The 26,010-nt window shown below is 68.0% G+C and carries 22 protein-coding genes; 13 read left to right on the top strand and 9 right to left on the bottom strand.

Annotated elements, in window-relative coordinates:
• Complete coding sequence (locus tag AC5P7A_RS11135; protein WP_262225357.1) at positions 1 to 2,490, top strand: putative peptide modification system cyclase; 2,490 nt, start codon at positions 1 to 3, stop codon at positions 2,488 to 2,490.
• A 7-nt stretch (positions 2,491 to 2,497) separates the two neighbouring features.
• On the opposite strand, the gene AC5P7A_RS11130 is transcribed toward AC5P7A_RS11135, so the two are convergent.
• On the bottom strand, positions 2,498 to 2,791 hold the full coding sequence (locus AC5P7A_RS11130) for an NHLP-related RiPP peptide (protein WP_014645567.1): 294 nt from the start codon (positions 2,789 to 2,791) through the stop codon (positions 2,498 to 2,500).
• A 138-nt stretch (positions 2,792 to 2,929) separates the two neighbouring features.
• Here AC5P7A_RS11130 and AC5P7A_RS11125 point away from each other — a divergent pair, with 138 nt between their 5' ends.
• Entirely contained in the window at positions 2,930 to 4,096 is a 1,167-nt protein-coding gene (locus AC5P7A_RS11125; RefSeq protein WP_046427993.1) for a putative peptide maturation dehydrogenase, read from the top strand.
• Between the two features lie 19 nt (positions 4,097 to 4,115).
• Here AC5P7A_RS11125 and AC5P7A_RS11120 read toward each other — a convergent pair whose 3' ends face one another.
• Genes AC5P7A_RS11120 through AC5P7A_RS11110 form a run of 3 tightly spaced genes read right to left on the bottom strand, consistent with a single transcriptional unit; the run spans position 4,116 to position 8,924 of the window.
• Positions 4,116 to 6,131, bottom strand: coding sequence for an acetyl/propionyl/methylcrotonyl-CoA carboxylase subunit alpha (locus tag AC5P7A_RS11120; RefSeq protein ID WP_425604812.1), 2,016 nt, complete (start codon positions 6,129 to 6,131; stop codon positions 4,116 to 4,118).
• A gap of 8 nt (positions 6,132 to 6,139) precedes the next feature.
• Entirely contained in the window at positions 6,140 to 7,750 is a 1,611-nt protein-coding gene (locus AC5P7A_RS11115; protein ID WP_014645570.1) for a carboxyl transferase domain-containing protein, read from the bottom strand.
• A 10-nt stretch (positions 7,751 to 7,760) separates the two neighbouring features.
• Positions 7,761 to 8,924 carry an isovaleryl-CoA dehydrogenase gene (locus AC5P7A_RS11110; RefSeq protein ID WP_032956208.1) on the bottom strand — a complete coding sequence of 388 codons (1,164 nt, stop codon included), beginning with the start codon at positions 8,922 to 8,924 and terminating at the stop codon, positions 7,761 to 7,763.
• Positions 8,925 to 9,083: 159 nt separating this feature from the next.
• Between AC5P7A_RS11110 and AC5P7A_RS11105 the strand changes: the two genes are divergently transcribed.
• The 3 genes from AC5P7A_RS11105 to AC5P7A_RS11095 all read left to right on the top strand — a co-directional run bounded on the left by AC5P7A_RS11105 (position 9,084) and on the right by AC5P7A_RS11095 (position 12,082).
• Entirely contained in the window at positions 9,084 to 9,701 is a 618-nt protein-coding gene (locus AC5P7A_RS11105) for a TetR/AcrR family transcriptional regulator (protein WP_014645572.1), read from the top strand.
• Positions 9,702 to 9,909: 208 nt separating this feature from the next.
• On the top strand, positions 9,910 to 10,428 hold the full coding sequence (locus tag AC5P7A_RS11100; RefSeq protein WP_014035592.1) for a c-type cytochrome: 519 nt from the start codon (positions 9,910 to 9,912) through the stop codon (positions 10,426 to 10,428).
• Positions 10,429 to 10,636: 208 nt separating this feature from the next.
• Positions 10,637 to 12,082, top strand: a complete 1,446-nt coding sequence (locus AC5P7A_RS11095; RefSeq protein ID WP_049441793.1) for an ExeM/NucH family extracellular endonuclease — start codon at positions 10,637 to 10,639, stop codon at positions 12,080 to 12,082.
• A gap of 122 nt (positions 12,083 to 12,204) precedes the next feature.
• Here AC5P7A_RS11095 and AC5P7A_RS11090 read toward each other — a convergent pair whose 3' ends face one another.
• Positions 12,205 to 13,062: a hypothetical protein gene (locus AC5P7A_RS11090; RefSeq protein WP_049441795.1), complete on the bottom strand. Its 858-nt coding sequence runs from the start codon at positions 13,060 to 13,062 to the stop codon at positions 12,205 to 12,207.
• Positions 13,063 to 13,105: 43 nt separating this feature from the next.
• Between AC5P7A_RS11090 and AC5P7A_RS11085 the strand changes: the two genes are divergently transcribed.
• Together AC5P7A_RS11085 and zapE are read left to right on the top strand one after the other, a co-directional pair.
• Positions 13,106 to 13,777, top strand: coding sequence for an alpha/beta hydrolase (locus AC5P7A_RS11085; RefSeq protein ID WP_014645576.1), 672 nt, complete (start codon positions 13,106 to 13,108; stop codon positions 13,775 to 13,777).
• Positions 13,774 to 14,874, top strand: coding sequence for a cell division protein ZapE (gene zapE / locus AC5P7A_RS11080; protein WP_049441797.1), 1,101 nt, complete (start codon positions 13,774 to 13,776; stop codon positions 14,872 to 14,874). Before AC5P7A_RS11085 ends, zapE begins: the two co-directional genes overlap by 4 nt.
• Before the next feature lie 100 nt (positions 14,875 to 14,974).
• Here zapE and AC5P7A_RS11075 read toward each other — a convergent pair whose 3' ends face one another.
• The gene (locus AC5P7A_RS11075; RefSeq protein WP_032956617.1) at positions 14,975 to 15,811 is read right to left on the bottom strand and encodes a DUF2884 family protein; all 837 of its coding nucleotides are present in this window, start codon (positions 15,809 to 15,811) and stop codon (positions 14,975 to 14,977) included.
• 554 nt (positions 15,812 to 16,365) lie between these two features.
• Between AC5P7A_RS11075 and AC5P7A_RS11070 the strand changes: the two genes are divergently transcribed.
• Both AC5P7A_RS11070 and AC5P7A_RS11065 read left to right on the top strand, forming a co-directional pair.
• A complete protein-coding gene (locus tag AC5P7A_RS11070) occupies positions 16,366 to 18,768 on the top strand; it encodes a ribonucleoside-diphosphate reductase subunit alpha (RefSeq protein ID WP_014645579.1) in 2,403 nt (800 codons plus the stop codon).
• Positions 18,769 to 18,912: 144 nt separating this feature from the next.
• Positions 18,913 to 19,932, top strand: a complete 1,020-nt coding sequence (locus AC5P7A_RS11065) for a ribonucleotide-diphosphate reductase subunit beta (protein ID WP_005420683.1) — start codon at positions 18,913 to 18,915, stop codon at positions 19,930 to 19,932.
• A gap of 123 nt (positions 19,933 to 20,055) precedes the next feature.
• Here the strand turns inward: AC5P7A_RS11065 and AC5P7A_RS11060 are convergent, their stop codons facing one another.
• The gene (locus AC5P7A_RS11060; protein ID WP_032956621.1) at positions 20,056 to 20,691 is read right to left on the bottom strand and encodes a LysE family translocator; all 636 of its coding nucleotides are present in this window, start codon (positions 20,689 to 20,691) and stop codon (positions 20,056 to 20,058) included.
• Between the two features lie 152 nt (positions 20,692 to 20,843).
• Between AC5P7A_RS11060 and AC5P7A_RS11055 the strand changes: the two genes are divergently transcribed.
• The 3 genes from AC5P7A_RS11055 to AC5P7A_RS11045 all read left to right on the top strand — a co-directional run bounded on the left by AC5P7A_RS11055 (position 20,844) and on the right by AC5P7A_RS11045 (position 23,350).
• Positions 20,844 to 21,245 (top strand): acyl-CoA thioesterase, encoded by a 402-nt coding sequence (locus AC5P7A_RS11055; RefSeq protein WP_004153688.1) that lies wholly within the window; start codon positions 20,844 to 20,846, stop codon positions 21,243 to 21,245.
• A 56-nt stretch (positions 21,246 to 21,301) separates the two neighbouring features.
• Positions 21,302 to 22,108: an NAD-dependent protein deacetylase gene (locus AC5P7A_RS11050; protein WP_014645581.1), complete on the top strand. Its 807-nt coding sequence runs from the start codon at positions 21,302 to 21,304 to the stop codon at positions 22,106 to 22,108.
• A gap of 141 nt (positions 22,109 to 22,249) precedes the next feature.
• Complete coding sequence (locus tag AC5P7A_RS11045) at positions 22,250 to 23,350, top strand: NADH:flavin oxidoreductase/NADH oxidase (protein WP_014645582.1); 1,101 nt, start codon at positions 22,250 to 22,252, stop codon at positions 23,348 to 23,350.
• Between the two features lie 3 nt (positions 23,351 to 23,353).
• Here the strand turns inward: AC5P7A_RS11045 and AC5P7A_RS11040 are convergent, their stop codons facing one another.
• Positions 23,354 to 24,265 carry a LysR family transcriptional regulator gene (locus AC5P7A_RS11040; protein ID WP_049441881.1) on the bottom strand — a complete coding sequence of 304 codons (912 nt, stop codon included), beginning with the start codon at positions 24,263 to 24,265 and terminating at the stop codon, positions 23,354 to 23,356.
• A 114-nt stretch (positions 24,266 to 24,379) separates the two neighbouring features.
• Between AC5P7A_RS11040 and purU the strand changes: the two genes are divergently transcribed.
• A complete protein-coding gene (gene purU, locus AC5P7A_RS11035; protein WP_142235582.1) occupies positions 24,380 to 25,231 on the top strand; it encodes a formyltetrahydrofolate deformylase in 852 nt (283 codons plus the stop codon).
• A gap of 129 nt (positions 25,232 to 25,360) precedes the next feature.
• On the opposite strand, the gene pncA is transcribed toward purU, so the two are convergent.
• The gene (gene pncA, locus AC5P7A_RS11030; RefSeq protein ID WP_169412428.1) at positions 25,361 to 25,987 is read right to left on the bottom strand and encodes a bifunctional nicotinamidase/pyrazinamidase; all 627 of its coding nucleotides are present in this window, start codon (positions 25,985 to 25,987) and stop codon (positions 25,361 to 25,363) included.
• Positions 25,988 to 26,010 lie beyond the last annotated feature (23 nt).

Genomic DNA, 26,010 nt, shown 5'->3' with positions numbered 1-26,010 from the left:
ATGAATGGCGACAACGGAACGTCAGCCCCGCATAGCCCACAGCTGCGCGCCCTGCTGTTCACCGATCTGTGTGATTCGCTGCAGCTGGTCGAGCGGATCGGCGATGTGGCGGCGGCAAGCCTGTTCCAGGAACACGATCGCCTGGTACTGGTGCTGCAGCAGCGCTGGAACGGCCAGCTGATCGATCGCTCCGATGGCTTGTTCATGCTGTTCGAGCGCGTCGTCGACGCACTGGGCTTCGCCCTGGACTACCAGCGCGAACTGCACGCGCTGGGCCAGCAGCGCGCGATTGAACTGCGCGCGCGCGCCGGCCTGCACGTGGGCGACGTGCTGACCTGGGAGAACAGTGCCGAGGCGGTCCGTGCCGGTGCCAAGTCGATGGAGGTGGAAGGCCTGGCCAAGCCGATGGCGGCGCGCCTGATGATGCTGGCCCGCCCCGGCCAGATCCTGCTGTCGGCGGTGGCCGAATCGCTGACCCGCCGTGCCACCGATGCACTGGGCGAGCGTGGCACGCGCCTGCTGTGGAAATCGCACGGGCGCTGGCGCTTCAAGGGCGTGCCGGTGGTGCAGGAAGTGATCGAAGTGGGCGAGATCGGTTCGGCGCCGCTGCGCATGCCGCGCGCCAACGCCAAGGCGCGCCGCGACCTGCCGCTGTGGCGGCAACCGCTGGTGCTGGCCGCCGAAGGCCTGATCCTTGCCGCCGCCGTGCTGGGCGGCTGGCTGCTGCTGCGGTCGGAGCCGGCCATTGCCTTCGCCGAACGTGACTGGGTGGTGCTTGGCGATGTCGACAACCTCACCGGCGATCCGATCTTCGATGACTCGATGCGGCACGCGATCCGGATCGCGCTGGAACAGTCGCGCTACGTGAACGTGCTGTCGGAAGGCAAGATCCGCGAAAGCCTGGAAATGGCGCGGCTCTCGGGCGATACCCGGCTCAACCGCGATACCGCGGTCGATGTGGCGGTGCGGGAGGGCGCGCGCGCGGTGCTGCTGCCGACCGTGCGGCAGAAGATCGGTGGCTACGAGCTGGCCATCGATGTTGCCGCACCGGGCAGTGGCCAGGTGATCCAGACCTTCACCGCCACCGCCGATCGATCCGACCAGATGGTGTTCGCCGTGGACGACGTGGTCGGTCGCCTGCGTCGCGGACTGGGCGAGTCGGTGGCCAGCCTGGAGCAATCCCTGCCGCTGCCGCGCGCCTCGACCCAGGACCTGCGCGCACTGCGCGCGTTCGCGCTGGCCGAGAGCGCACTGGGTCAGCGTCGCTTCGAAGAAGCCCGCAACCTCTACCAGGCCGCGATCGACATCGATCCCGGTTTTGCCCTGGCCTACATGGGCGTGGCCAAGCTGAATGCGCGCACCGCGCAGGTCGCGGACGCGCGTGACGCGCTGGAGCACGCGCTGGCCCAGCAGCAGCGCCTGCCCGCGCGTGAGCGCCTGTACCTGAAGGGCTGGCAGGCCGAACTGGAACCCGGTGGCTGGCCGCTGGAACAGTGGCGTGCACTGGCCAAGATCTATCCGGATTCGTTTGCTGGGCTGTCCAATACCTCCTGGGGGTTGCTGCAGGACAATCGCTTCACCGAGGCCGAGCCCTATGCGCGCGCCGCGACGGTGCCTCAGGACCCGTTGCGGCTGTATCCGACCATCCATCTGGCGCGGGCACAGCTGGGCCTCGGCCAGCCGCAGCAGGCAATGCGCACCTTGCGCCAGGCACGGATGCTGCGCGGCAATGACGAGGCCGACGACCTGGATGTGGACGTGCTGGTTGCGCAGGGCCTGGATGCACAGGCGCAGCAGCTGTTGATGCGGTTGCCGCGGGGAGACGACCTGCAACAGCGCATGCGCCTGCGGGCCCACCTGCTGGTGGCTGCGGAGCAGCGTGATTGCAGCAGTTTGCATGCCGCGATTGCTGCGGACGGTCCAGCACCGGATCTGATCGACTACCAGATCCATCAACGCCTGCAGCACGCCACCGTGACCACGCTGTGCACGGCCGGCGATGCGAAGGAGCTTGAATCCATTGCCGCCGTGCTGCGGCCGCTGCTGCGGAACAACGACGACTCCGCCGTGGGCAGCCGCAGCCTGCAGCTGCTGGCCCTGACTTATCTGGCCCAGCGCCAGGGCCAGCATGCGCTGGCCGCAGAGTGGCTGCGCGACCATGGCGAACTGCTGGAGCGGCAGCGCAGCCCTGTGGTGGGCAAGTGGCGTCGGGTTGTGTTGGCGATGGCCGAACTGGCGCAACAGCGTCCGCGGGCGGCACGCCATCTGCTCGAGCCCACCTTTGATGGCAGCGAACCTGTGCAGGCCCACGTTGTGCTGCTGCAGGCACTGCGTGCCGAGCAGGACACTGCCGGCGTGCGTCGCGAGCAGGCCTGGCTGGCCCGGCACCACGGCCAGGCCATTGCCGAGGTGGCGTCCATGCAGGTCTGGCAACCCCTGAATGTGCACGACATCGCCACCGAGGCGACGTCGGTGCGAGTGTCGCGCTGATGCGGACTCAGGCGTTGACGCGCTCGTCGATGCGGTCGGCTTCGAAGCAGAACACCACGGTCATCGAGGCGGTCGAGGTACTCAGGTACGCATGCAGCGAATCACGGGTGCGGCTCAGCTCCTCGACCGAGGCCAGGGTGCCGATCTTCATGCAGTCGTTTTCGCCAACGGCACCGTCCAGCCCGATCGAGGCCAGGGCCTTGGCCGGCGAAGCGGTGAAGTGGCTGCGGAACGCTTCGCTGCCGATCAGGTGGTCCAGCAGGGTGCTGGCGTCGGCGGCGGAAAGACGGGGATGGCTCATGGGGATTGTCCGTAGGTGGAGCTACTCGTATCGGCCGCGACAGCCCGCCATTGAGGGCCGCGCTGTGCACGTCGCTAAAGTTGGCCGCGCTGCGGTCGTTGCTGCTATGCCGGCTGTGCGGCACAAGGAAGGAAACCGATGCGCCTGCGCCGCTGCGCCAGCCTGATGTTCGAGCCTCGCGAGGCGGTCACCCTGGACCTGCGCGCGATGCTGGCCGGCCACGCCGAGATGGACAGCCAGATCAGCTGGGTGGCGCTGGCCGCCCACCTGGACCAGCCACTGCCGGTGGACGCCGAGGAGCGCCAGCTGCTGGGCGGGCTCAGCGCGCACCGCTGGAGCGAACCGCCCGCCGATGCCTGCCCGGCCATGCTGGCCCGCCTGGTCGAACAGGGCCTGCTGTTGACCGACCCACCGAGCGAGGTGGGGCACCAGATGCGCGACGAGGCGCTGCGGCGCAGCCAGTGGTGGCCATTGGCTGCGCTGGCCCATCGCCATGCGCGCTGGCAGGCCGTGGACAGCGTGGAGGACATGCGCCGGCAGGGGTTGGACACCGCGGCCGGCCTGCGCCAGCGCCTGGGGCCGCCACCGCCGGTGGTGCAGCCGATGCAGGGCGACTACCAGCCGCTGCCGCGCAGCGAAGAGGCCGCGTTCGATGCACTGCTGGCGCGTCGCACCACCTGCCGCAATTTCGACCCGCAGCGCGCGTTGCCGCTGCCGCTGCTGGCCCAGGTGCTGCAGCGTACGCTGATGGCGCACGCGGTGCAGAAGGTCGAGCGCGATACCGAGTTCCTGAAGAAGAACGTGCCTTCCGGTGGCGGCCTGCATCCCACCGAGGGCTTCCTGCTGGTGCAGAACGTGGAAGGACTGGCGCCGGGCTTGTACCACTATCATCCGGTGCAGCACGCCGTGCTGCCGCTACCCTCGCCACCGCCGCAGGCGTTGCCTGCGATGGCGAGGCGGATGCTGTCCGGGCAGGCGTGGTTCGCCGATGCGCCAGCGCTGCTGGTACTGGCACCGCGTTATGACCGCTGCTTCTGGAAGTATCGCAACCATGCCAAGGCGCACCGTGCGGTGACGCTGGACGTGGGCCACATTTCGCAGTTGCTGTACCTGTGCGCCACCGAGCGCGGGCTGGCAGCATTCGTGACAGCGGCGATCAACGATGCCGATGTCGATCGTGCTTTTGGGTTCGATGGCATCGGCCAGAGCGCGATGGCCATCTGTGGCCTGGGCTGGCGCAGTGCCACGCTGGACACGGCCGAATTCGATCCGGCCGGGCGGGTGGCGACGGGCGACGACCGCTGAGCGGCCGTCGCCCCGGCGATCAGGTCGCCTCGAAGTCCACCAGCACCGCGCCGTCGCCGACCTGGTCGCCGGCCTTGGCACGGTAACCCTTCACCGTGCCATCGGCCGGTGCCTGCAGGGTGTGCTCCATCTTCATCGCTTCCAGCACCACCAGCGGCGTGCCGCGCTTGACCTCGGTACCGGCCGCGACCAGCGTGGCCACGATCCTGCCCGGCATGGGTGCCAGCAGGCTGCCGGCGTCGGCCACGGCGTGGTCCGATTCACCCACTGGATCATGCAGGGTGAAGCGGTGCTGGCCGTCGGCGCCGAACAGGTACAGCTGGTTACCGTCGCGCAGCAGCTGCAGCGACCCGCGGCGCTCGCCCAGCTGCACCGTCAGTCCGTGCACATCGGCCGTGCCGATCACCCGCACCGGTGCAGCGTCATCGCACTGCACGCGCCAGCCATCGGCCTGCGCCCACACCTTCAGCGTGTGCTTGCGTTCGCCCTGCTGCAGCGGCACTACGCGCGGCGCGGACGCACCGAGGCGCCAGCCATCCTGTGACCGCCACGGCGAATGCGGATCGCGCACGTCGGTGCTGGCGGGCGCCGTGCTTGCCACCGCGGCCACGGCGGCCAGCAGCCACAGGTCCGCACCCGCGTCGCCCACGGCACTCAATGCCGCCTGTTCGCGTTCGATCAGCGCCGTATCCAGCCTGGCGTGCGCGAACGAATCGGTATTCACCAGGCGGCGCAGGAAGCCGGCGTTGGTGGTCACGCCCACCACCTGGCAGTCGGCCAGGGCCTGGCTCATGCGGCGCAGCGCGGCGTCGCGGTCCACGTCCCAGACGATCAGCTTGGCGATCATCGGATCGTAGTACGGGGTGATGCTGTCACCTTCCTCCACGCCGGTATCGACGCGCACGTTGGCCGACGCTGCCGGCAGGCGCAGGCGGCGCAGGGTGCCGGTGGAGGGCAGGAAGCCACGGTCGGCATCCTCGGCGTACAGCCGCGCTTCGATCGCGTGGCCATGGATGGCCAGCTGGTCCTGGCGCAGCGGCAGCGGTTGGCCCGAAGCCACGCGCAGCTGCCACTCCACCAGGTCGGTGCCGGTGATGTATTCGGTGACCGGGTGCTCGACCTGCAGGCGGGTGTTCATTTCCATGAAGTAGAAATCGCCGTCCGGGCCGGCGATGAATTCCACCGTGCCCGCACCCTCATAGCCCACTGCGCGTGCGGCATCGACCGCGGCCTTGCCCATTGCAGCACGACGTTCGGGGCTCATGCCCGGCGCGGGTGCTTCTTCCAGCACCTTCTGGTGGCGGCGCTGCACCGAGCAGTCGCGCTCGAACAGGTAGACCGCCTCACCGTGGCTGTCGCCGAACACCTGGATCTCGATATGGCGCGGGCGCTCGACGTACTTCTCGACCAGCACGTGGTCGTTGCCGAACGCCGAGGCCGCCTCGCGCTGGCAGCTGGCCAGCGCATCGACGAAGTCCTCGCTGCGTTCGACCTTGCGCATGCCCTTGCCACCGCCACCGGCGCTGGCCTTGATCAGCACCGGGTAGCCGATGCCATCGGCCTGCGCGCGCAGGAAGTCCGGCGCCTGCTGGTCACCGTGGTAACCCGGCGTCAGCGGCACACCGGCCTTGGCCATCAGCGCCTTGGCCGCGCTCTTGTCACCCATCGCGCGGATCGCGCTGGGCGGTGGCCCGATGAAGGTGATGCCGGCGGCGGCACAGGCATCGGCGAAGTCGGCATTCTCGGACAGGAAGCCGTAACCGGGGTGGATGGCCTGTGCGCCGGTAGCGCGCGCGGCGTCAAGCAGGGCATCGCCACGCAGGTAGCTCTCGCGTGCGGCGGCCGGGCCGATGTGGACGGCTTCGTCGGCCAGGCGCACGTGGCGTGCGTTGCGGTCGGCATCGGAATACACCGCCACGGTGGCGATGCCGAGGCGGCGGCAGGTGGCGATGACGCGGCAGGCGATTTCGCCGCGGTTGGCGATCAGGACTTTGCTGAACATGGCAACGTGCTTCATAGGAGCGTGCTCGGTCATGGCACGGGTCACATGCGGAACACGCCGAAGCGCGTCTGCTGCGGGGCGGCGTTGAGGCTGGCCGACAGCGCCAGCGCCAGCACCTGGCGGGTGTCGGCCGGATCGATCACGCCGTCGTCCCACAGGCGCGCGCTGGCGTAGTACGGGTGGCCCTGCTGTTCGAACTGGTCGCGGATCGGTGCCTTGAAGGCATCCTCTTCCGCCGCCGGCCACTGGCCGCCCTTGGCTTCAATGCCATCGCGCTTGACCGTGGCCAGCACACTGGCGGCCTGCTCGCCGCCCATCACGCCGATGCGCGCGTTCGGCCACATCCACAGGAAGTTCGGCGAGTACGCACGGCCACACATGCCGTAGTTGCCGGCACCGAACGAGCCGCCGATCACCACGGTGAACTTGGGCACCCTGGCACAGGCCACCGCCATCACCAGCTTGGCGCCGTCCTTGGCGATGCCGCCCTGTTCGTACTTGCGGCCGACCATGAAGCCGGTGATGTTCTGCAGGAACACCAGCGGGATGTTGCGCTGGGTGCACAGCTCGATGAAGTGCGCGCCCTTCAGGGCCGACTCGGAGAACAGGATCCCGTTGTTGGCGATGATGCCGATCGGGTAGCCGTTCAGATGGGCGAAACCGGTCACCAGCGTTGCGCCGTAGCGCGGCTTGAACTCGTCGAAGCGCGAGCCATCCACCAGCCGCGCGATCACTTCGCGAACGTCGTAGGGCTTGCGCGTATCGGCCGGGATCACGCCATACAGCTCATGGGCCGGCAGCAATGGCGCTTCAGGGGGCCGCACCGCCATCGCCGGTTCCGGCTTGCGCCAGTTGAGCTGGGCGATGATCGCGCGCACCCGTGCCAGTGCCTGCAGATCGTTGTCGGCCATGTGGTCGGCCACGCCGGAGATGCGGGTGTGCACGTCGGCGCCACCCAGTTCCTCGGCCGTGACCACTTCACCGGTGGCCGCCTTCACCAGCGGCGGGCCGCCGAGGAAGATCGTGCCCTGCTCGCGCACGATCACGGTCTCGTCGCTCATCGCCGGCACATAGGCGCCACCGGCAGTGCAGCTGCCCATCACGCAGGCGATCTGCGGAATGCCCTGCGCCGACAGGTTGGCCTGGTTGTAGAAGATGCGGCCGAAATGGTCGCGGTCGGGGAAGACTTCGTCCTGCAGTGGCAGGAACGCGCCACCGGAATCGACCAGGTAGATGCACGGCAGGTGGTTCTGCTCGGCGATCTCCTGCGCGCGCAGGTGCTTCTTCACCGTCATCGGGTAATAGGTGCCGCCCTTGACCGTGGCGTCGTTGGCCACGATCACGCATTCCACGCCGCTCACCCGGCCGATGCCGGCCACCACGCCCGCGGCGGGCACGGCGTCTTCATACATGCCGTGCGCGGCCAACGGCGCGATTTCCAGGAAGGCGCTGCCGGGGTCGAGCAGGGCGTCGATGCGGTCGCGCACCAGCAGCTTGCCGCGCGCGGTGTGCTTGGCGCGTGCCGCCTCACTGCCACCCAGCGCGGTGCGCGCGAGGGTGGCATGCAGGTCGTCGACCACGGCCTGCATGGCCGCGCGGTTGCTTTCAAACGTTTCGCTGCCCGGTTGCAGCTGGCTGTTCAGGACGGTCATCGCGGTGGCCTTACAGGGTGCGCTGGAATAGTTCGCGGCCGATCAGCATGCGGCGGATCTCCGAGGTGCCGGCGCCGATTTCATACAGCTTGGCGTCGCGCCACAAGCGGCCGGTCGGGTATTCGTTGATGTAGCCGTTGCCGCCGAGGATCTGGATCGCCTGGCCGGTCAGCCAGGTGGCCTTCTCGGCGGCGTACAGGATCGCACCGGCGGCGTCCTGGCGGGTGGTGCGGCCCTGGTCGCAGGCGCGCGCCACGGCATAGACATACGCGCGGCAGGCACCCAGGCCCACGTACATGTCGGCGATCTTGGCCTGGATCAGCTGGAAGCTGCCGATCGGTTCGCCGAACTGGTGGCGCTCGTGCACATAGGGCATGACCACGTCCATGGCCGCGGCCATCAGGCCCAGCGGGCCACCGGACAGCACCACGCGCTCGTAGTCCAGGCCGGACATCAGTACGCGCACGCCACCGCCGACCTGGCCCAGCACGTTCTCTTCGGGAATCTCGCAGTCCTGGAACACCAGCTCGCAGGTGGGCGAGGAGCGCATGCCGAGCTTGTCCAGCTTCTGCGCGGTGGAGAAGCCCTTCATGCCCTTCTCGACCAGGAACGCGGTGATGCCCTTGGCACCGGCCTCCATGTCGGTCTTGGCGTAGACCACCAGCACGTCGGCATCCGGGCCGTTGGTGATCCACATCTTGTTGCCGTTGAGCACGTAGCGGTCGCCGCGCTTGTCGGCGCGCAGCTTCATCGACACCACATCCGAACCGGCACCCGGTTCGCTCATCGCCAGCGCGCCGACCAGGCTGCCGTTGCACAGGCCGGGCAGGAAGCGCCGCTTCTGTTCTTCGTTGCCGTTCTTGCGCAGCTGGTTCACGCACAGGTTGGAGTGCGCGCCATAGGACAGGCCGATGCCGCCGGAGGCGCGCGAGATTTCTTCCATCGCCACCACGTGGGCCAGGTAGCCCATGCCGGTACCACCGTATTCTTCTTCCACGGTGAGGCCGAGCAGGCCCTGTTCGCCCAGCTTCGGCCACAGGGCCAGCGGGAACTGGTTGCTGGCATCAGCCTCGGCGGCCAGCGGTGCGACCTCGGCGGCGGCAAAATGGGCCACGCTCTGGCGCAGCAGGTCGATGTCTTCGCCAAGATCGAAGTTCAGGGATGGCACGTGCATTGTGGTGGCTCCACGGCGGGATGGCAGGGAATGGACGCACCCGGCGGGGGAGCGGGCGGCGGTCGGCAGGACCGCCACCCGCACGGGCGATGGCCCCAGCGTAGCGGGGTTCGGATAAGAAGTGAATACGAATTCAAAAATTGAAACTAGAATCAGAACATGGCCTATAAACGCTCTGCATTGATGGAAGAACGCCTGGCGGGCGCCCGTGAACGGATCCTGCTGGCCACCCGCGAGCTGGTCGCCACCGGCGGCTGGCGCAACGCCCCGGTGACCGCCGTGGCGACCCAGGCGGGGGTGTCCACCGGCCTGATCTATCGCCACTTCCCGTCCAAGGCCGAGCTGTTCGTGGAGGTGCTCAACGCCGCGGTGGCCCACGAGGTCGCGATCATGGAGCGCATCGCCAGCGGTCCGGAGGTGGCCAGCGAGCGCCTGCGGCTGGCAATCACCGCCTTCGTCCGCCGCGCCCTGGCCGGGCCGGGGCTGGCGCACGCCTTCATCGTCGAACCGGTCGATCCGGACGTGGAGGCCGAGCGCATGCGCGGACGTCGCGCGTTCGGCGACGTGTTCCTGCGGCTGGTGGAGGAAGGCGTGGCCGCCGGTGAGCTGCCGGCACAGGACGCGCATGTGGCCGCCGCGTGCCTGGTCGGCGCCTTCACCGAAGCGATGGTCGGCCCGACCGCGCCCAGCCGCGAAGCGCACCGCGACGAAGACGCGCTGGTGGATGCGATCTGCAGCTTCTGCCTGCGCGCGATCGGTGCCCCGGTAATCCGGTAGCGCCGGCCGCTGGCCGGCTTCTGTTGCTGGGGTCAGATCCCTTTTGCGGCGCAAAAGGGATCTGACCCCATCCCCGCCCCCAGCCCCCGGCATGTTGCGCCGCACCAGCAGTGACGCCTGTTGTCGCACGCAAGGCGCGTTCTATACTCGGTCCATCACGCAGTCGCTCAGCCGTGGTCCAACGACTATCAGCCAGGGGTAACGAAGAGTGCGGAATTACGATCTGGAGTTCCTGAAACGCTTCTCCATGGTGATCGCGCTGCTGGCGACCATCACCCTCGGCCTCATCCTCCTTGCCGCCTACATCCACACCCGGATTCCGCCCGAGGTGTCGCCCACTGCGGCCAAGCGCACCGAACAGCGCATTTCGCCCACCGGCGCGGTCTATGCCGGCAGCACCGGCGCCGCCGCGCAGGCCGCGGCCAAGGCCGCCGCGCTGGCCAAGGCGGCGTCGCAGGTGGCCTACGGCGGCACCAAGGATGGCAAGGTGATCTTCGACAACCTGTGCACCGCCTGCCACACCAACGGTGTGGGCATGGCACCGACGCTGGACCATTCGCATTGGGACAAGCGCATCGCGCAGGGCAAGGACACCCTCTACAAGCACGCCATCGAGGGCTATACCGGCCCCGACGGCGGGATCATGCCGCCCAAGGGCGGCAACCCGGCGCTGACCGAAGAACAGATCCACGCCACCGTGGACTGGATGCTGGGCAACCTGAAGTAACCGCCGCAACGCGCCGCTTCCTGTAGAGCCGAGCCCGCGCTCGGCTGCTCTCCGCGCGGTGTGGCCAGGTGCAGCCGAGCATGGGCTCGGCTCTACGATCCCCCGGCTTTGCCCACCGAGGCCTGATCGCTCATATGCCCCCGCTGCGCAGGCGGGGTTTCGCATTTCAGGGTTAGTCTGTGCGCCTCTTCCATGGAGTCGCCCGTTGATGCGCCGCCGTTCCCTCGCCCTTGCCCTGTCCCTGCTGCTGCCGGCCGGCGCCTTTGCCCAGGCCCAGCCGCAGGCCACGCCGGTCGCGCCGCCCTCCGTCGCGCGCGGCAGCGCCACTGTGGTGCTGACCGCTGCGCCGGCCGACTGGCGCGCGCTGGATGGGCAGCGCGTGCGCATCGCCGCGCCGCTTACCCTGGCCGGTACCGATGGCCTGCAGCACTTCGGCCAGCTCACGGTGGCGTTCGATGGCCGCCTCTGGCAGCCGACCGAAGTGGCCGCGCCGGGCACTGCCGGCTATGAGCAGGTGATGGCCGACAACCAGCGCCGCCGCCTGGTGCTGGAGGATGGCAGCGATGCCCGCGACCCCGCCAGCGTGCCCTACCTGCCGGGCAACCCGGTGCTGCGCACCGGCATGCAACTGCGCAATGTGGAGGGCATCGTGCGCGTGGACGCGCAGGGCCATCCGCGCCTGCAGGTCGAAGGCGCGCTGAAGCTGCCGGAACTGAAGCGCCCGGCAGTACCCACGGTGCCGGGAAGCCTGCACGTGGCCGCCTTCAACCTGGAGAATTTCTTCAATGGTGACGGCCAGGGCGGTGGCTTCCCGACGCTGCGCGGCGCGCGCACGCTGGACGAGCACAAGGCGCAGCTCGCCAAGCTGGTCACCACGGTCAATGCGTTGGGCGCCGATGTCGCTGCGCTGATGGAACTGGAGAACGACGGCTACGGCCCGCAGTCGGCCATCGCCGAACTGGTCGATGCGCTCAACCGCGACCGCGGCGCGCAGGGCGACTGGCGCTTCGTCGACGCCGGCAACGGCCCCGGCGACAACCCGATCCGGGTCGGGATCATCTACCGAAGCACGCGCCTGCAGCCGGTCGGCAAGCCGGCCACGCTGACCGGCGGCCCGTTCGTCGAGCACAGCCGCGTACCGTTGGCGCAGGCCTTCCAGGGCAAGCAGGGCGCGCCGTTCGTGGTGGTTGCCAACCATTTCAAATCGAAGGGTTGCCGTGACGCGGCCGGTGCCGACGCCGATCGCAACGACAATCAGGGCTGCTGGAACGCCACCCGTGTGACGTCGGCGCAGCAGCTGCACGCCTGGCTGCAGACCGATCCGACCGGTACCGGCGCCAGGGACGCGGTGCTGCTGGGTGACTTCAATGCCTACGCGATGGAAGACCCGATCCGCGCCCTGCATGATCTGGGCTGGCAGGACGCGTTCAAGGTTGCCAAGGTCGAGCATCCCTACAGCTACGTCTACAACGGCTACACCGGCCGCCTCGACCACGCGCTGCTGAACCCGGGCATGGCCAGGCGCCTGCGCGGTGCCGCCGAATGGCACAGCAACGCCGACGAGCAGGACGCCAGCGGTTACCAGGGCCGCAACGTGCAGGGCCCGTGGCGCAGCTCCGACCACGACCCGCTGCTGCTGGGCTTCGACAAGTAACGCGCCAGGCCGGGGTCGGATCCCATTCCCACGGAATGGGCTCTGACCCAAGGCATCGCGGGGTCTGAGGCGTAGGGGTCAGAGCCCATTCCGTGGGAATGGGATCCGACCCCGGGTATCGCTCACCCCCAGGCGATCATCCCGATCGCCAGCACCGCCAGTGCCAGGCCGGCGCGGTTCCACTTCGTGGTGGCCTCGCCGAAGGCGAGCACACCCACCAGCGCGCCCAAGACCACCACCCCGATGTTCATGCCGGCGAACACGGTGGCCGGGCTCTCTGGCATCGCCTGGTGCGCATGCACATAGAACAGGATGTTGCCGCCATTGAGCAGGCCCAGCAGTGCACCCGCGCCGAGGTTGCGCCAGGCCAGTCGGCTGCGGCCACTGACATGCCGCCACAGCTGCATTGCCAGCATCAGCACGAAGGCGACGCTGAAACTGGCCAGCACCGCCGCCATCGACGGCGTGCCGGACAGCGCCACCTGCTTGAGCAGCACGTCCACCACTGCGAATCCGGCCCATACGCCCAGCAGCCAGCCCCAGCCGCCGGGTGAGGACGCCACCGCCGGGCCGCGCGGGCGCAGGCTGATGGCCACCATCGCCAGCAGGCCCAGGCCCAGGCCGGCCAGTTTCCAGGGCGTTGCGGTCTGGCCGAAGCACAGGAAGGCGGCGGCCAGGGAAAGCAGCAACGACAGCCGCTGCGCCACGTCGCTGCGGACGATGCCGGCCACCGCCACCGCGCGGCCCAGTACCAGGAAGATCGAGGGCAGCACCACCGCCAGCGCCAGCAGTGACAGCCACGGCGCATGCGGCGCGCGCAGTGCATCCAGCGGTGGCTGCAGCACCACGGCGGTGAGCGTTGCCGCCACCAGATAGTTCCAGGTGACCATCTGCGCAACATCCAGCTGGCGGCGTGCGGCCACCTTCAACAACACCGAAACCAGCACACTGCAGATCACGGCCAGTGACAGATAGAGCATGGGGCGGGCACAGGGCAGGGGCGGGGGACGGTATCATGGTGCCATGCACAAGCCCTTGTTCCCCGTCGCCCCCGGCGAAACCGCCTGCCTCGAACTGGACGGCCCGGCCGGCCCGCTGGAAGTGGTCGTCGACCTGCCCAAGGCCGATGTGCCGGTGCAGCCGATCGTGGCCATCGTCTGCCATCCGCTGTCCACCGAAGGTGGCACCCTGCACAACAAGGTGGTCACCATGACCGCCTCCACCCTGCGCGAGCTGGGCATCGCCACGGTGCGCTTCAACTTCCGCAGCGTGGGTGGTTCGGCTGGCACCTTCGATGGCGGCGTGGGCGAGCAGGATGACCTGAAGGCCGTCGCGGCCTGGGTGCGCAGCCAGCGCCCGGATGACCGCCTGTGGCTGGCCGGTTTCAGCTTCGGTGCGTTCGTGTCGCTGAAGGCCGCCGCCACGCTGCAGCCGGAAGCGCTGATCTCGATCGCGCCGCCGGCCGGTCGCTGGGATTTCGACGGCATCGCGCCGCCGGCGCGCTGGCTGGTGATCCAGGGCGAGCAGGACGAGATCGTCGACCCGCAGGCCGTCTACCAGTGGCTGGACACGCTGGACGCCCCGCATGAGCTGGTACGCATGCCCGAGACCAGCCACTTCTTCCACCGCAAGCTGATCGACCTGCGCGGCGCGCTGACCCACGGCGTCAAGCACTGGCTGGGCGCGGCGGCATGAGTGCACCCGAGCTGACCCCGTCGCAGCGGTATGCGGAAGGGGTTGCCCGTGGCGACTGGCAGAACGATCCGGCCCAGCATGCGGCGCTGGCCGAGCTGGACCGCATCCACCTGGGCCTGCTGGACAGTGCCGAGGATGGCTGGCTGGACCGCCTGTCTTCGTTCTGGAAGAAGCCCGAGCCGATCAAGGGCCTGTACTTCTGGGGCGGCGTCGGCCGTGGCAAGACCTTCCTGGTCGACCTGTTCTACGACGGGCTGCCGATCAAGCAGAAGTACCGCACCCATTTCCACCGCTTCATGCGCAGCGTCCATGAGCGCCTGCGCGAGCACCAGGGCCAGAGCGACCCGCTGGCGAAGATCGCCCAGGAATGGCGCAGCAACCTGCGCGTGCTGGTGCTGGATGAGTTCTTCGTCACCGACATCGGCGATGCGATGCTGCTGGCGCGGCTGCTCGAGCGCCTGTTCGCCGAGGGCGTGACCCTGGTCACCACCTCCAACACCGCAGTGGAGAACCTGTACCTCAACGGCCTGCAGCGCGAGAGCTTCCTGCCGGCCATCGGCCTGCTGCAGCGCTTCTGCGTGGAGCTGTACGCCGAAGGTACCGAGGATTACCGGATGCGCGCGCTGACCCGCTCGCCGGTATACCGCGCACCGCTGGCGGCCGACAGCGACGACTGGCTGGCCACGCGCTGGAACGAGCTGAGCGGCGGCCAGCCGGCCAAGCCCGGCAACATCGAGATCGAGGGCCGCAAGATCCCGGTGCGTGGCCGCGGCAAGAGCATTGCCTGGTTTGACTTCGCCGCGTTGTGCGAGGGCCCGCGCGGCCCGTCGGATTACATCGAGATCGCGCACGAGTTCAACACGGTGCTGCTGGGCGGCATTCCGGCGTTCGATCGCCTGAACGAAGATGCCGCGCGCCGCTTCGTCAACCTGATCGATGAGCTGTACGACCGCCACGTCAACCTGGTCTGCACCGCCAGCACCTCGCCGATCGAGCTGTACACCGGCCAGCGCCTGCAGGGCGCGTTCGAGCGCACCGCCTCGCGCCTGATCGAGATGCAGAGCGCCGAATACCTGGGTACCCCGCACCGGGCGTGAGGGCGGTTTACTGTAGAGCCGAGCCCACGCTCGGCTGCTTCTGGATGATGTGCCGAAAGGGAGCCGAGCATGGGCTCGGCTCTACAGCAGCGCCGCGCAGCTATCGGGAAGGCGCCACCGCATTCCCACGCGGCCGCTCATCCGGCCCGGCCGACACCTGCAGGCCCGAGCCATCGCCGTGCTCCACCCGAACGCTCTCGCTGCGCTCCAGCAGCCGCAGCGGTTGGCCTTGGTAGCGCACTTCCAGCGCGTCATGGGTGTCGGCCAGCGACTGCACCAGCGGGCACAGCGACTGTGCTTGGGCCTCGATGCGTTCGGCGCGGCCTTCCAGCTGCTGTTCCATCTGCGCGTCCAGACGGTCGGCGCGTGCCTCCATCGCATCGCTGCGTCCGGTGAAGATCTGCCACAGCATGCTGCGGGCGATGGAGGCGGACAGCGACTCGGCCATGTCCTGCACCTTGGCCTCGAAGCCTGGCCCGAACACAGCCTGTTCCCAGTAGCCCTTGCCCAGCGTGCCGCCGATCCAGTCATCGGCCTGCCGGCGCAGGCGCCGGACCTTGCGGCTGTTGGCGGTACCGGTGAGGCTTTCATAGACCCCGTCGAGCACGTCGAAGCTCAGTCCGCTCACTTCATGGGCCAGCGCCGTGGCGGCCGGCATCAGCTGCCGTGCCCCGGCCTCCATCTGCCGAAGGCGGGCCGCGTCGGCCTCGCTGACCGGCACGACCGTGTCGTCCAGGCTCAGCACGCCATCGTGGAACACCACCTCATGCGGTGCCTGCGGGCCATGCCGCAGCCAGATGCCACCGCTGTCCACCAGCACGTCATAGTCGGTGTGGATACCGCACTGGTCCGCGCGCAGCTTCGGGGTGTCAGCGGCAATTGCAGGTACGGTGACCACAGCAGCCAACAGGGCCAAGGCGGGTGCTGACAGGCGCATGGTGGAATCCTTTCCGGTCATTGCAGGACCCCAGCATCCCGCGTTCGGCAGGCGCCGTCACCCGCCGAAAGTCACTGCGCGATGGCGATTCGTCCGGCCATACCGGCTTTCCCACCGGCTGCCCACCACCTATCCACAGGGTTGTCCCTAGCCAGTTTCATCACTGTCATGTGAAGCTGTCATTGTTCCGTTTTCGCGGTGCGTTGTGCCACCGCAATGACGCCTTTCGGACTTGACTGCGCAGCCCGTTCCGGCAGGTCTGAAGCGTCTGATCAGGGCGCCGATGGCACGATCCTTGCGGCGCAAGGGATTGCCGAATTTCACTACATTTGGCGTTGACGGACCCCATTACCCCCACTATCTTGTGGCCGTCGGTCGCAGCAACCCCCATTCCAGGGGTTGCCCCGGGGTACCCATCCGCGATCGTCAACGGCAGTGGCAGGCGCAGGGTCTCATCCCCTGCGACGCCGTCCTGCCATCCTGGGCTGTCATGTCCCGGGCCGCGTCACCCGATGCATCGAGCACCCCCAAATCACGCCAAGAGGACACACGCCGTGAGCACCGAATCCAGCGCCACCATCGAGAAGGAAAGCGAATTCCTGTTGACGTCGCCGCCGACGGCCAACGCGATGAGTGTGACCAAGCGCAATGGGACCACCGAACTGGTGGACCTGAACAAGATCGTGCGTGCGGTGCAGCGTTCCTCCGAAGGCCTGCACGCCGTCGACCCGATGCGCGTGGCCACCCGCACCATTTCCGGCCTGTACAACGGTGCCACCACCCGCGAGCTGGACGAACTGTCCATCCGCACCGCCGCCCTGCTGATCGGTGAAGAGCCCGAGTACGGCCGTCTCGCCGCGCGCCTGCTGGCCAACTACATCGCCAAGGAAGTCTCGGGCCAGGAAATCTACGCCTTCTCGCAGTCGGTCAGCCGTGGCCATGAAGTCGGCCTGATCAACGACCGCCTGCTGAACTTCGTGCAGACCAACGCACGCAAGCTCAACGATGCCATCGACATCTCGCTGGACCTGAACTTCGATTACTTCGGCCTGCGTACCCTGTACGACCGTTACCTGCTGCGCCACCCGCACACCCGCAAGGTGATCGAGACCCCGCAGCAGTTCTTCCTGCGCATCGCCAGCGCGCTGAGCGAGGACGTGTCCGAGACCCTGGCGCTGTACAAGCGCATGGGCAACCTGGACTACCTGCCGTCCAGCCCGACCCTGTTCAATTCCGGCACCACCCACGAGCAGCTGTCCTCGTGCTTCCTGCTGGACTCGCCGCAGGACTCGCTGGAATCGATCTATTCCAAGTACGGCGACATCGCCCAGCTGTCGAAGTTCTCCGGCGGCATCGGCGTCAGCTACACCCGCGTGCGTTCGCGTGGTTCGCTGATCAAGTCGACCAACGGCCATTCCAACGGCATCGTGCCGTGGCTGAAGACCATGGATTCGTCGGTGGCCGCAGTGAACCAGGGCGGCAAGCGCAAGGGCGCGGCCTGCGTGTACCTGGAAACCTGGCACGCCGACATCGAGGACTTCCTCGAGCTGCGCGACAACACCGGTGACGAAGCCCGTCGTGCGCACAACCTGAACCTGGCCAACTGGGTGCCGGACCTGTTCATGAAGCGCGTCGAAGCCGACCAGGAATGGTCGCTGTTCGATCCGCGCGTCGTGCCGGAGTTCACCGACCTGTTCGGCGAAGCCTTTGAGCAGGCCTACCTGCAGGCCGAAGCCCAGGGCAAGGCCAACCGCACCATCTCCGCGCGCAAGCTGTATGCCCGCATGATGCGTACGCTGGCCGAGACCGGCAACGGCTGGATGACCTTCAAGGACAAGTGCAACCGCGCCAGCAACCAGACCCTGCGCCCGGGCAACGTGATCCACCTGTCCAACCTGTGCACCGAAATCCTGGAAGTCACTTCCAACGATGAAACCGCCGTGTGCAACCTGGGTTCGATCAACCTGGGCAACCACTTCGACGAGCACAACGAGTTCGACTTCGAGAAGCTGGCCGAGACCGTTCGCCTGGCCGTGCGCCAGCTCGACCGCGTCATCGACCTGAACTTCTACCCGATCGAAACCGCCCGCCGCGCCAACCTGCGCTGGCGTCCGGTCGGCCTGGGCTGCATGGGCCTGCAGGACGTGTTCTTCCGCAAGCGCCTGCCGTTCGACAGCGCCGAAGCCCGCGCCCTGTCGAAGAAGATTGCCGAAGCGATCTACTTCCACGCGCTGGAAACCTCCTGCGAGCTGGCCCAGGAACGTGGCAAGCACCCGTCGTTCAACGACACCCGTGCCGCCGGTGGCGAACTGCAGTTCGACGCCTGGAACGTGGTGCCGGAAGACACCGCGCGCTGGGATGCCCTGCGCGCCCGCATCAAGGAACACGGCCTGCGCAACTCGCTGATGATCGCGATCGCCCCGACCGCGACCATCGCCTCGATCGCCGGCTGCTACGAGTGCGTCGAGCCGCAGGTGTCCAACCTGTTCAAGCGCGAGACCCTGTCCGGTGACTTCCTGCAGGTCAACCGTTACCTGGTCAACGAGCTGAAGAAGCTGGGCCTGTGGACCGCCGACATGCGCGATGCCATCAAGCTGGCCGAAGGCTCCATCGCCGGCGTTGCGCAGATTCCGGAAACGCTGCGCGAGGTCTACCGCACCGCGTGGGAACTGCCGATGCGTTCGCTGATCGACATGGCCGCCGAGCGTGGCGCCTTCATCGACCAGTCGGCCTCGCTCAACCTGTTCATGGAAAGCCCGAACATCGGCGCGATGTCCTCCATGTACATGTACGCCTGGAAGCAGGGCATCAAGACCACCTACTACCTGCGTTCGCGCCCGGCCACCAAGATCGCCAAGACCACGGTCAGCGCTGCGGCCCCGGCCAAGGTGTTCAGCCCGGACGAAGCCATCGCCTGCTCGCTGGAAAACCCGGAAGCCTGCGAGGCCTGCCAGTAAGACACCGCGCGGTGGGTGCCGACCGTTGGTCGGCACTCGAACACCTCGCACCTGTAGAGCCGAGCCATGCCCGGCTGCGGAAAAACACCCACGGTAGCGCCGGGCCACGCCCGGCGGCTCACCCAGGAATTCAAGGAAACACCCATGGCCGACAAGCCCAAGCAGATGCTGCTCGATCCCGGTTTTGAACTGACCCTGCGCCCGATGCGCTACCCGCAGTTCTATGACATGTACCGGAATGCGATCAAGAACACCTGGACGGTGGAAGAGATCAACTTCCAGATCGACATCACCGACCTGCACAGCAAGATGTCGCCGGGTGAGCGCCACCTGATCCACCGCCTGGTCGCGTTCTTCGCCACCGGCGATTCGATCGTGTCCAACAACCTGGTGCTGAACCTGTACCAGCACTTGAATGCGCCCGAAGCGCGCATGTACCTGTCGCGCCAGCTGTATGAGGAAGCACTGCACGTGCAGTTCTACCTGACCCTGCTGGACAACTACCTGCCGGATCCGGAAGAGCGCGCCAAGGCGTTCTCGGCGGTGGAGAACATCGACTCGATCAAGAAGAAGGCCGATTTCTGCTTCAAGTGGATCGACTCGATCCAAGACCTGACCCGCATCGAGACCCGCGAACAGCGCCGCCAGTTCCTGCTCAACCAGATCTGCTTTGCCGCCTGCATCGAAGGCCTGTTCTTCTTCGCTGCGTTCGCCTACGTGTACTACTTCCGTTCGCGCGGCCTGCTGCCGGGCCTGGCCTCGGGCACCAACTGGGTGTTCCGCGACGAGAGCGCGCACATGGAGTTTGCGTTCGAGTCGGTGCGCGTGGTGCGTGAGGAAGAGCCGGACCTGTTCGACGACGAGATGAAGCAGCAGGTCTACGACATGCTGGCCGAAGCCATCGAATGCGAAGTGCAGTTCGCCGAGGACGTGCTGTCCGGCGGCGTGGCCGGCATCTCGACCCGCGACATGCGCCAGTACCTGCAGCACTGCGCCGACCAGCACTTCGCCAAGCTGGGCATGGAAAAGAAGTACAACGTGCGCAACCCGCTGCCGTTCATGGAACTGCAGGACGTGCAGGAGCTGACCAACTTCTTCGAACGCCGCGTCTCGGCCTACCAGGTCGGCGTTCAGGGCGAAGTCGCCTTCGACATGAACTTCTGATCGAACCGGCCAGGCCTGCCGCAACGAAGAACCCCGGCCAATGCCGGGGTTTTTTGTTTCCGTAGCGTCGAGCCATGCTCGACTGCTGCTCGCAAGAAAGTCGAGCATGGCTCGACTCTACAATCAGCGCCGCCCTTCCACCGCCATGCGCACCGCCAGCCCGGCCAGCACCGTGCCCATCAGCCAGCGCTGCACCATCTGCCAGGTGGGGCGCGCGGCCAGGAAGCCGGCGATGCTGCCGGCGGTCAGCGCGATCATGCCGTTCACGCTGACGCTGACCAGGATCTGGGTGGAGCCCAGCACGATCGACTGCATCAGCACGCTGCCTTCGCCGTCCGGGTGCAGGAACTGCGGCAGCAGCGACAGGTACATCACCGCCACCTTCGGGTTCAGCAGATTGGTCAGGAAGCCCATCGTGAACAGCTTGCGCGGGCTGTCCTGCGGCAGGTCGCGCACCGCGAACGGCGAACGGCCGCCGGGCCTGAGCGCCTGCCAGGCCAGGTACAGCAGGTACAGCGCGCCGCCGATGCGCAGCGCGTCGTAGGCGAACGGCACGGTCATCAGCAGGGCGGTGATGCCCAGTGCCGCACACAGCATGTAGAACACAAAGCCCAGCGCCACCCCGCCCAGCGAGATCAGGCCAGCCATCGGCCCCTGGCAGATCGAGCGCGAGATGACGTAGATCATGTTCGGCCCGGGCGTGAGCACCATGGCCAGCGAAACCAGCGCAAAGGCCAGCAGGTCGGAAGTGGCGGGCATGGGCAGTCCTGGCAGTGGGCGTGGCGCAGTGTAACGCCTGCCGCAGGCGCGGCCTGCGCAGGCACCGCTGCCGGGTGCCTGTTGCACGTGCATGCCGATGGCCATCACGCCGGTCGCTTAGAATCCGCAGCACCCCACACCGAAGCACCCCCATGACCCCGATCCCCGAGACCGTGCCGCCCACCGAAGTGCGCATGGCTGAAATCGTCTTCCCCAACCACACCAACCACCTGGGCACCCTGTTCGGTGGCCAGGCATTGGCATGGATGGACAAGGCCGCGTTCCTGGCCGCCGCCCGCTATTCGCGCCGCACCGTGGTGACCGCGCGCAGCGACCAGGTCGACTTCAAGCTGCCGATCCGCATCGGCCAGATGGTGGAAACCATCGGCCGCATCGTCGAAGTCGGCCGCAGCTCGATGAAGGTCGAGGTGGAACTGGTCGCCGAGGACCTGCACAGCGGCGAGCGCAAGCTGTGCACCCGCGGCCACTTCGTGATGATCGCGCTGGACGAGGAAGGCCACCCGATCGCGGTGCCGCCGCTGCCGGCCGCCTGAGACCAGCGGCTGAACCGGTGCTTGCGGGGGCGCTGCGGCGCCCCCATCTGGCAGCCATGACCCCGCCACTGACCGACTTCATCGACCGCGCCGAGCGCCTGTTCGTGCTGACCGGCGCGGGTTGCAGCACCGCCTCGGGCATACCCGATTACCGGGACGCCGACGGCCAGTGGAAACGCACGCCGCCGGTGACCTACCAGGCCTTCATGGGCGAGGCGACCACCCGCCAGCGTTACTGGGCGCGCAGCCTGCTGGGCTGGCCGCGCTTCGGCCTGGCCCGGCCCAACGGCACCCACCAGGCCCTGGCCGCCCTGGAAAGCCGCGGCAAGCTGCAGGTGCTGTTGACCCAGAACGTGGACGGCCTGCACCAGCGCGCCGGCAGCCGCAACGTGATCGACCTGCATGGCCGCCTGGATCTGGTGCGCTGCATGGGCTGCGAGCGCCGCAGTGGCCGCGAGGATTTCCAGCAGCGGCTGCTGGACGCCAATCCCGGCTGGGACGCGCTGGAGGCCGGCATCGCCCCCGACGGTGATGCCGACCTGGAGACCGATTTCTCCACATTCGTGGTGCCCGATTGCCCGCACTGCGGCGGCGTGCTGAAGCCGGACGTGGTGTTCTTCGGCGAGAACGTGCCGCGCGAGCGGGTGGCGGCGGTGCACGATCATCTGCAGCAGGCCGATGCGGTGCTGGTGGTGGGCTCGTCACTGATGGTCTATTCCGGCTTCCGCTTCGTGCAGGCGGCGGCGAAGGCAGGATTGCCGGTGGCGGCGCTGAACCGCGGCCGCACCCGTGCCGACGACCTGCTGTTGTTCAAGGATGAGCGGGACTGCGCTGAAGCCTTGTCCGGTTGGGTGGCGGGCTGAGCCGAGCGTGGGCTCGGCTCTACAAGGGGCTGTTCGGCGCTCGGCGGCATGATCGGCTGCGAAACAGCGATCCATCCAGACGGTTGATCCAGAAGCCGCGCAGCGGTGCAATACACACCCCCTACGTCGTTCATCACCCCCTTGAGCCAGCTGTTTTCGCCGATCTCGTTCGGCCCCCTGACCCTGTCCAACCGCATCGTCATCGCGCCGATGTGCCAGTACTCCGCCGAAGACGGCCGCGCCAGCGACTGGCACGCCATGCACCTGGGCAACCTGGCGCAGTCCGGCGCCGGCCTGTTGATCCTGGAAGCCACCGCGGTCGAGCCGCGCGGCCGCATCAGCTGGGCCGACCTGGGCCTGTGGGATGACGGCACCGAGGCCGCGCTGGCACAGGTGCTGGCCAGCGTCCGCCGCTGGTCGCCGATGCCGCTGGGCATCCAGCTGGGCCATGCCGGCCGCAAGGCATCCACCGCCCGCCCGTGGGACGGGGGTGGCCAGTTGCCGGCCGGCGATGCGCGTGGCTGGGCCACCGTGGCGCCGTCGCCGCTGCCGTTCCATGCCGCCGATCCGGCACCGCAGGAACTGGACGAAGCCGGCATCGCCGAGGTCATCGCCGCCTTCGCTGCCAGTGCGGTGCGCGCCGAGCGCCTGGGCTTCGAGCTGATCGAGCTGCATGCCGCGCACGGTTACCTGCTGCACCAGTTCCTGTCGCCGCTGAGCAACCGCCGCACCGATGGTTACGGTGGGTCGCTGCCGAACCGCCTGCGCCTGCTGGTGGAAGTGTTCGACGCGGTACGCGCGGCGGTGTCCGACAAGGTCGCCGTGGGCGTGCGCATTTCCGCCAGCGACTGGGTCGAGGGTGGCTGGGACCTGGTGCAGAGCGAAGCACTGGCCCAGGTGCTGGACGCGCGCGGCTGCAATTTCCTGCATGTCTCCAGTGGCGGCCTGGACGAGCGCCAGAAGATCACCGTCGGCCCCGGTTACCAGGTGCCGTTCGCGGCGGCGATCAAGGCCAAGGTGCGCATGCCGGTGATCGCCGTGGGCATGATCACCGAACCGGAGCAGGCCGAATCGATCCTGCGCCATCGCCACGCCGATGCCGTGGCCCTGGCGCGCGGCATCCTCTACGACCCGCGCTGGCCGTGGCATGCCGCCGCCGCATTGCGCGACAGCGTGGAACCGGCGCCGCAGTACCTGCGCTGCGAGCCGCGCGATGCGCGCGGCGTGTTCAAGGCGCGCTGAGGCTCACACCCGCCAGGCCGGCGCCATGCCGGCCCGCAGGTGCTCGAACAGCGCGCGGATCTTGGCGGTGAAGTCGCGGCGATCGCTGACGCAGAAATAGACCTCCATCGGCTCCGGACGCCACGTGCTGTCGGCGCCGAACACGGCCTGCAGGCGTCCATCGCGCAGGTAGGGCTCGGCCACGAACGCAGCCAATCGCGTGATGCCGGCACCGGCCGCCGCCAGCGACGCCAGCGCATCGATGTCATCGCAGACCATGCTCGGCGGTAGCACGGCGTCCACACGCTGGCCGTCCTTCAGCAGGCCCCAGCGCAACGGCCGGCCATCGGTGGGGAAGCGATGCAGCAGCCCGCGATGGCTGCCCAGATCCGACGGTTCCTGCGGGGTGCCATGGGCCTTCAGGTAGGCCGGCGAGGCGCAGAACACGAACGGCACGCGTGCCAGCTGCCGTGCGACCACGCCGTCTTCCAGCTGCGCGCCGATGCGGATGCTGGCATCCACCGCCTCTGGACCATGCTGCACGGCGCGGTCGGTCAGCCGCAGTTCCAGCTGCAGCTGCGGGTAGCGTTGCTGCAGTGACGGCAGCAACGGGGCCAGCACGTGGCGGCCGAACGCGCTGCTGCTGGCGATGCGCAGCGGCCCGGCCGGTTCGATATCACCGGAGGTGACCATCGCCTGCGCGCGCGCCAGGTCGGCCTCGATGTGGCGCACCTGCGCCAGGTACAGCGCGCCGGCCTCGCTGAGCGCCAGCTGGCGCGTACTCCGGTTCAGCAGCCGTACGCCCAGATGCGCTTCCAGCCGGTTGATGTTCTGGCCGACTGCGGTGGCGCTGATGCCAAGGATGCGGGCCGCGGCGGCAATGCTGCCGGTCTCTGCGGTGCGGGTGAAGCTGCGGATCAGTTGCAACAGGTTCATGACCGACCAGCTTGCCACGGTGATGGCCAAGTATCGCTTGGGACTGAACCAAGCGGTTCGGTTGCATCGGTGATCATCCGGCTGCTGGGCAGGAAGCTGCCCTACACTGTGGCGATGCGCCCCGATTCCATCCTCACCCTGTCCTGCCCCGACCGTACCGGCATCGTCTACCGCGTGTCCGGCCTGCTGTTCGACCACGGCTGCAACATCCTCGACGCCCAGCAGTTCGGCGATGAGGAAAGCGGCCGCTTCTTCCTGCGCGTGCATTTCGACCGTGACGCCGGCCTGCCGCTGGAGACCGTGCACGCCGCGATGGCCACGCTTGCCGAAGGCTTCGGCATGGACTGGCAGCTGCATGATGGCCGCCGCCGGGCACGCCTGCTGGTGCTGGTCAGCAAGCAGGGGCACTGCCTCAACGACCTGCTGTTCCGCGCCCACAGCGGCCAGCTGAAGGTCGACATTGCCGCGGTGGCCTCCAACCACGCCGACTTCGCGCCATTGGCCGCGTCCTACCAGGTACCGTTCCACCACCTGCCGGTAACCGCCGATACGCGTGCGGTGCAGGAGCAGCAGATCATCGACCTGGTCGAGCGCGAGCGCATCGACCTGGTGGTGCTGGCACGCTACATGCAGATCCTGTCACCCAGGCTGTGCCGCGCGCTGGCCGGGCGTGCGATCAACATCCACCACAGCTTCCTGCCCAGCTTCAAGGGCGCGCAGCCGTACCACCAGGCGCATGCGCGCGGGGTCAAGATCATCGGCGCCACCGCGCACTACGTCACCGAGGATCTGGACGAAGGACCGATCATCGAACAGGACGTGGCCCGCGTTGACCATGCGATGGCACCGCGCGAACTGGTGCGGCTGGGCAGCGATACCGAATCGCTGGTGCTGGCACGCGCCGTACGCCGCCATGTGGAGCACCGCATCCTGCTCAACGGGCATCGCACGGTGGTGTTCCGGTAATCGCCCATCCCGCGTCCGCCGGGCATGGCCCGGCGCTACCCACGGGTGTGATCCGGTAGTGCCGGCCGCTGGCCGGCAACTGCAGGGATCCAGGCGTTGCCGGCCAGCGCCCGGCACTACCGTTGTGGGTCAGGCGGTCGCGATCCCCGCCTTGCCCAGCGCATCGCGCACCATCGCGTCGTTGGCTTCGGTCACCGGCCGGGTCAGCTCCCACAGGAACTTCACCCGGAAGCCGGACTTCACCGCATCCTGCGCGCTCCACAGCACGCAGTAGTCGCGGGCCAGGCCGCATACGTGCACTTCGCGGATGCGGCGCTCGTGCAGCCAGCCGGCCAGGCCGGTGGCCGGGCGCTCGCCATCGGGGCCGTGGTTCTCGCGGAAGGCGCTGTACGAATCCACCTGTTGGCGTGTGCCCTTGCGCAGGATCAGGTCGGCCACGGTCCAGTCCACGCCCGGGTGCAGCGCGGCACCGGCGCTGCCCTGCACGCAGTGGTCCGGCCACAGCGTCTGCGGCTGCGCGTGCAGCAGGATGGTCTCGAAGGGGCGTTGGCCGGGGTGCTGGCTGGCGAACGAGGCGTGGTCGGCCGGGTGCCAGTCCTGGGTCGCCACCACGGTGCGGTAGCGGCGCTGCGCCAGCAGATCGGCGATCGGTGCCACCAGCGCATCGCCCTGGTCGCAGGCCAAGGCGCCACCGGGCATGAAGTCCGGCTGCAGGTCGATCACCAGCAGGGCGACATCGGCGGGCAGGGCGGTCATGGCAGTTCCGCTACAACAGAAGG

It is taken from the genome of Stenotrophomonas sp. YJH_SMC_65 (genome assembly GCF_059369475.1).
Note: the sequence above shows the minus strand (reverse complement) of the source record. Positions and strands in the feature narration are given on the sequence as shown.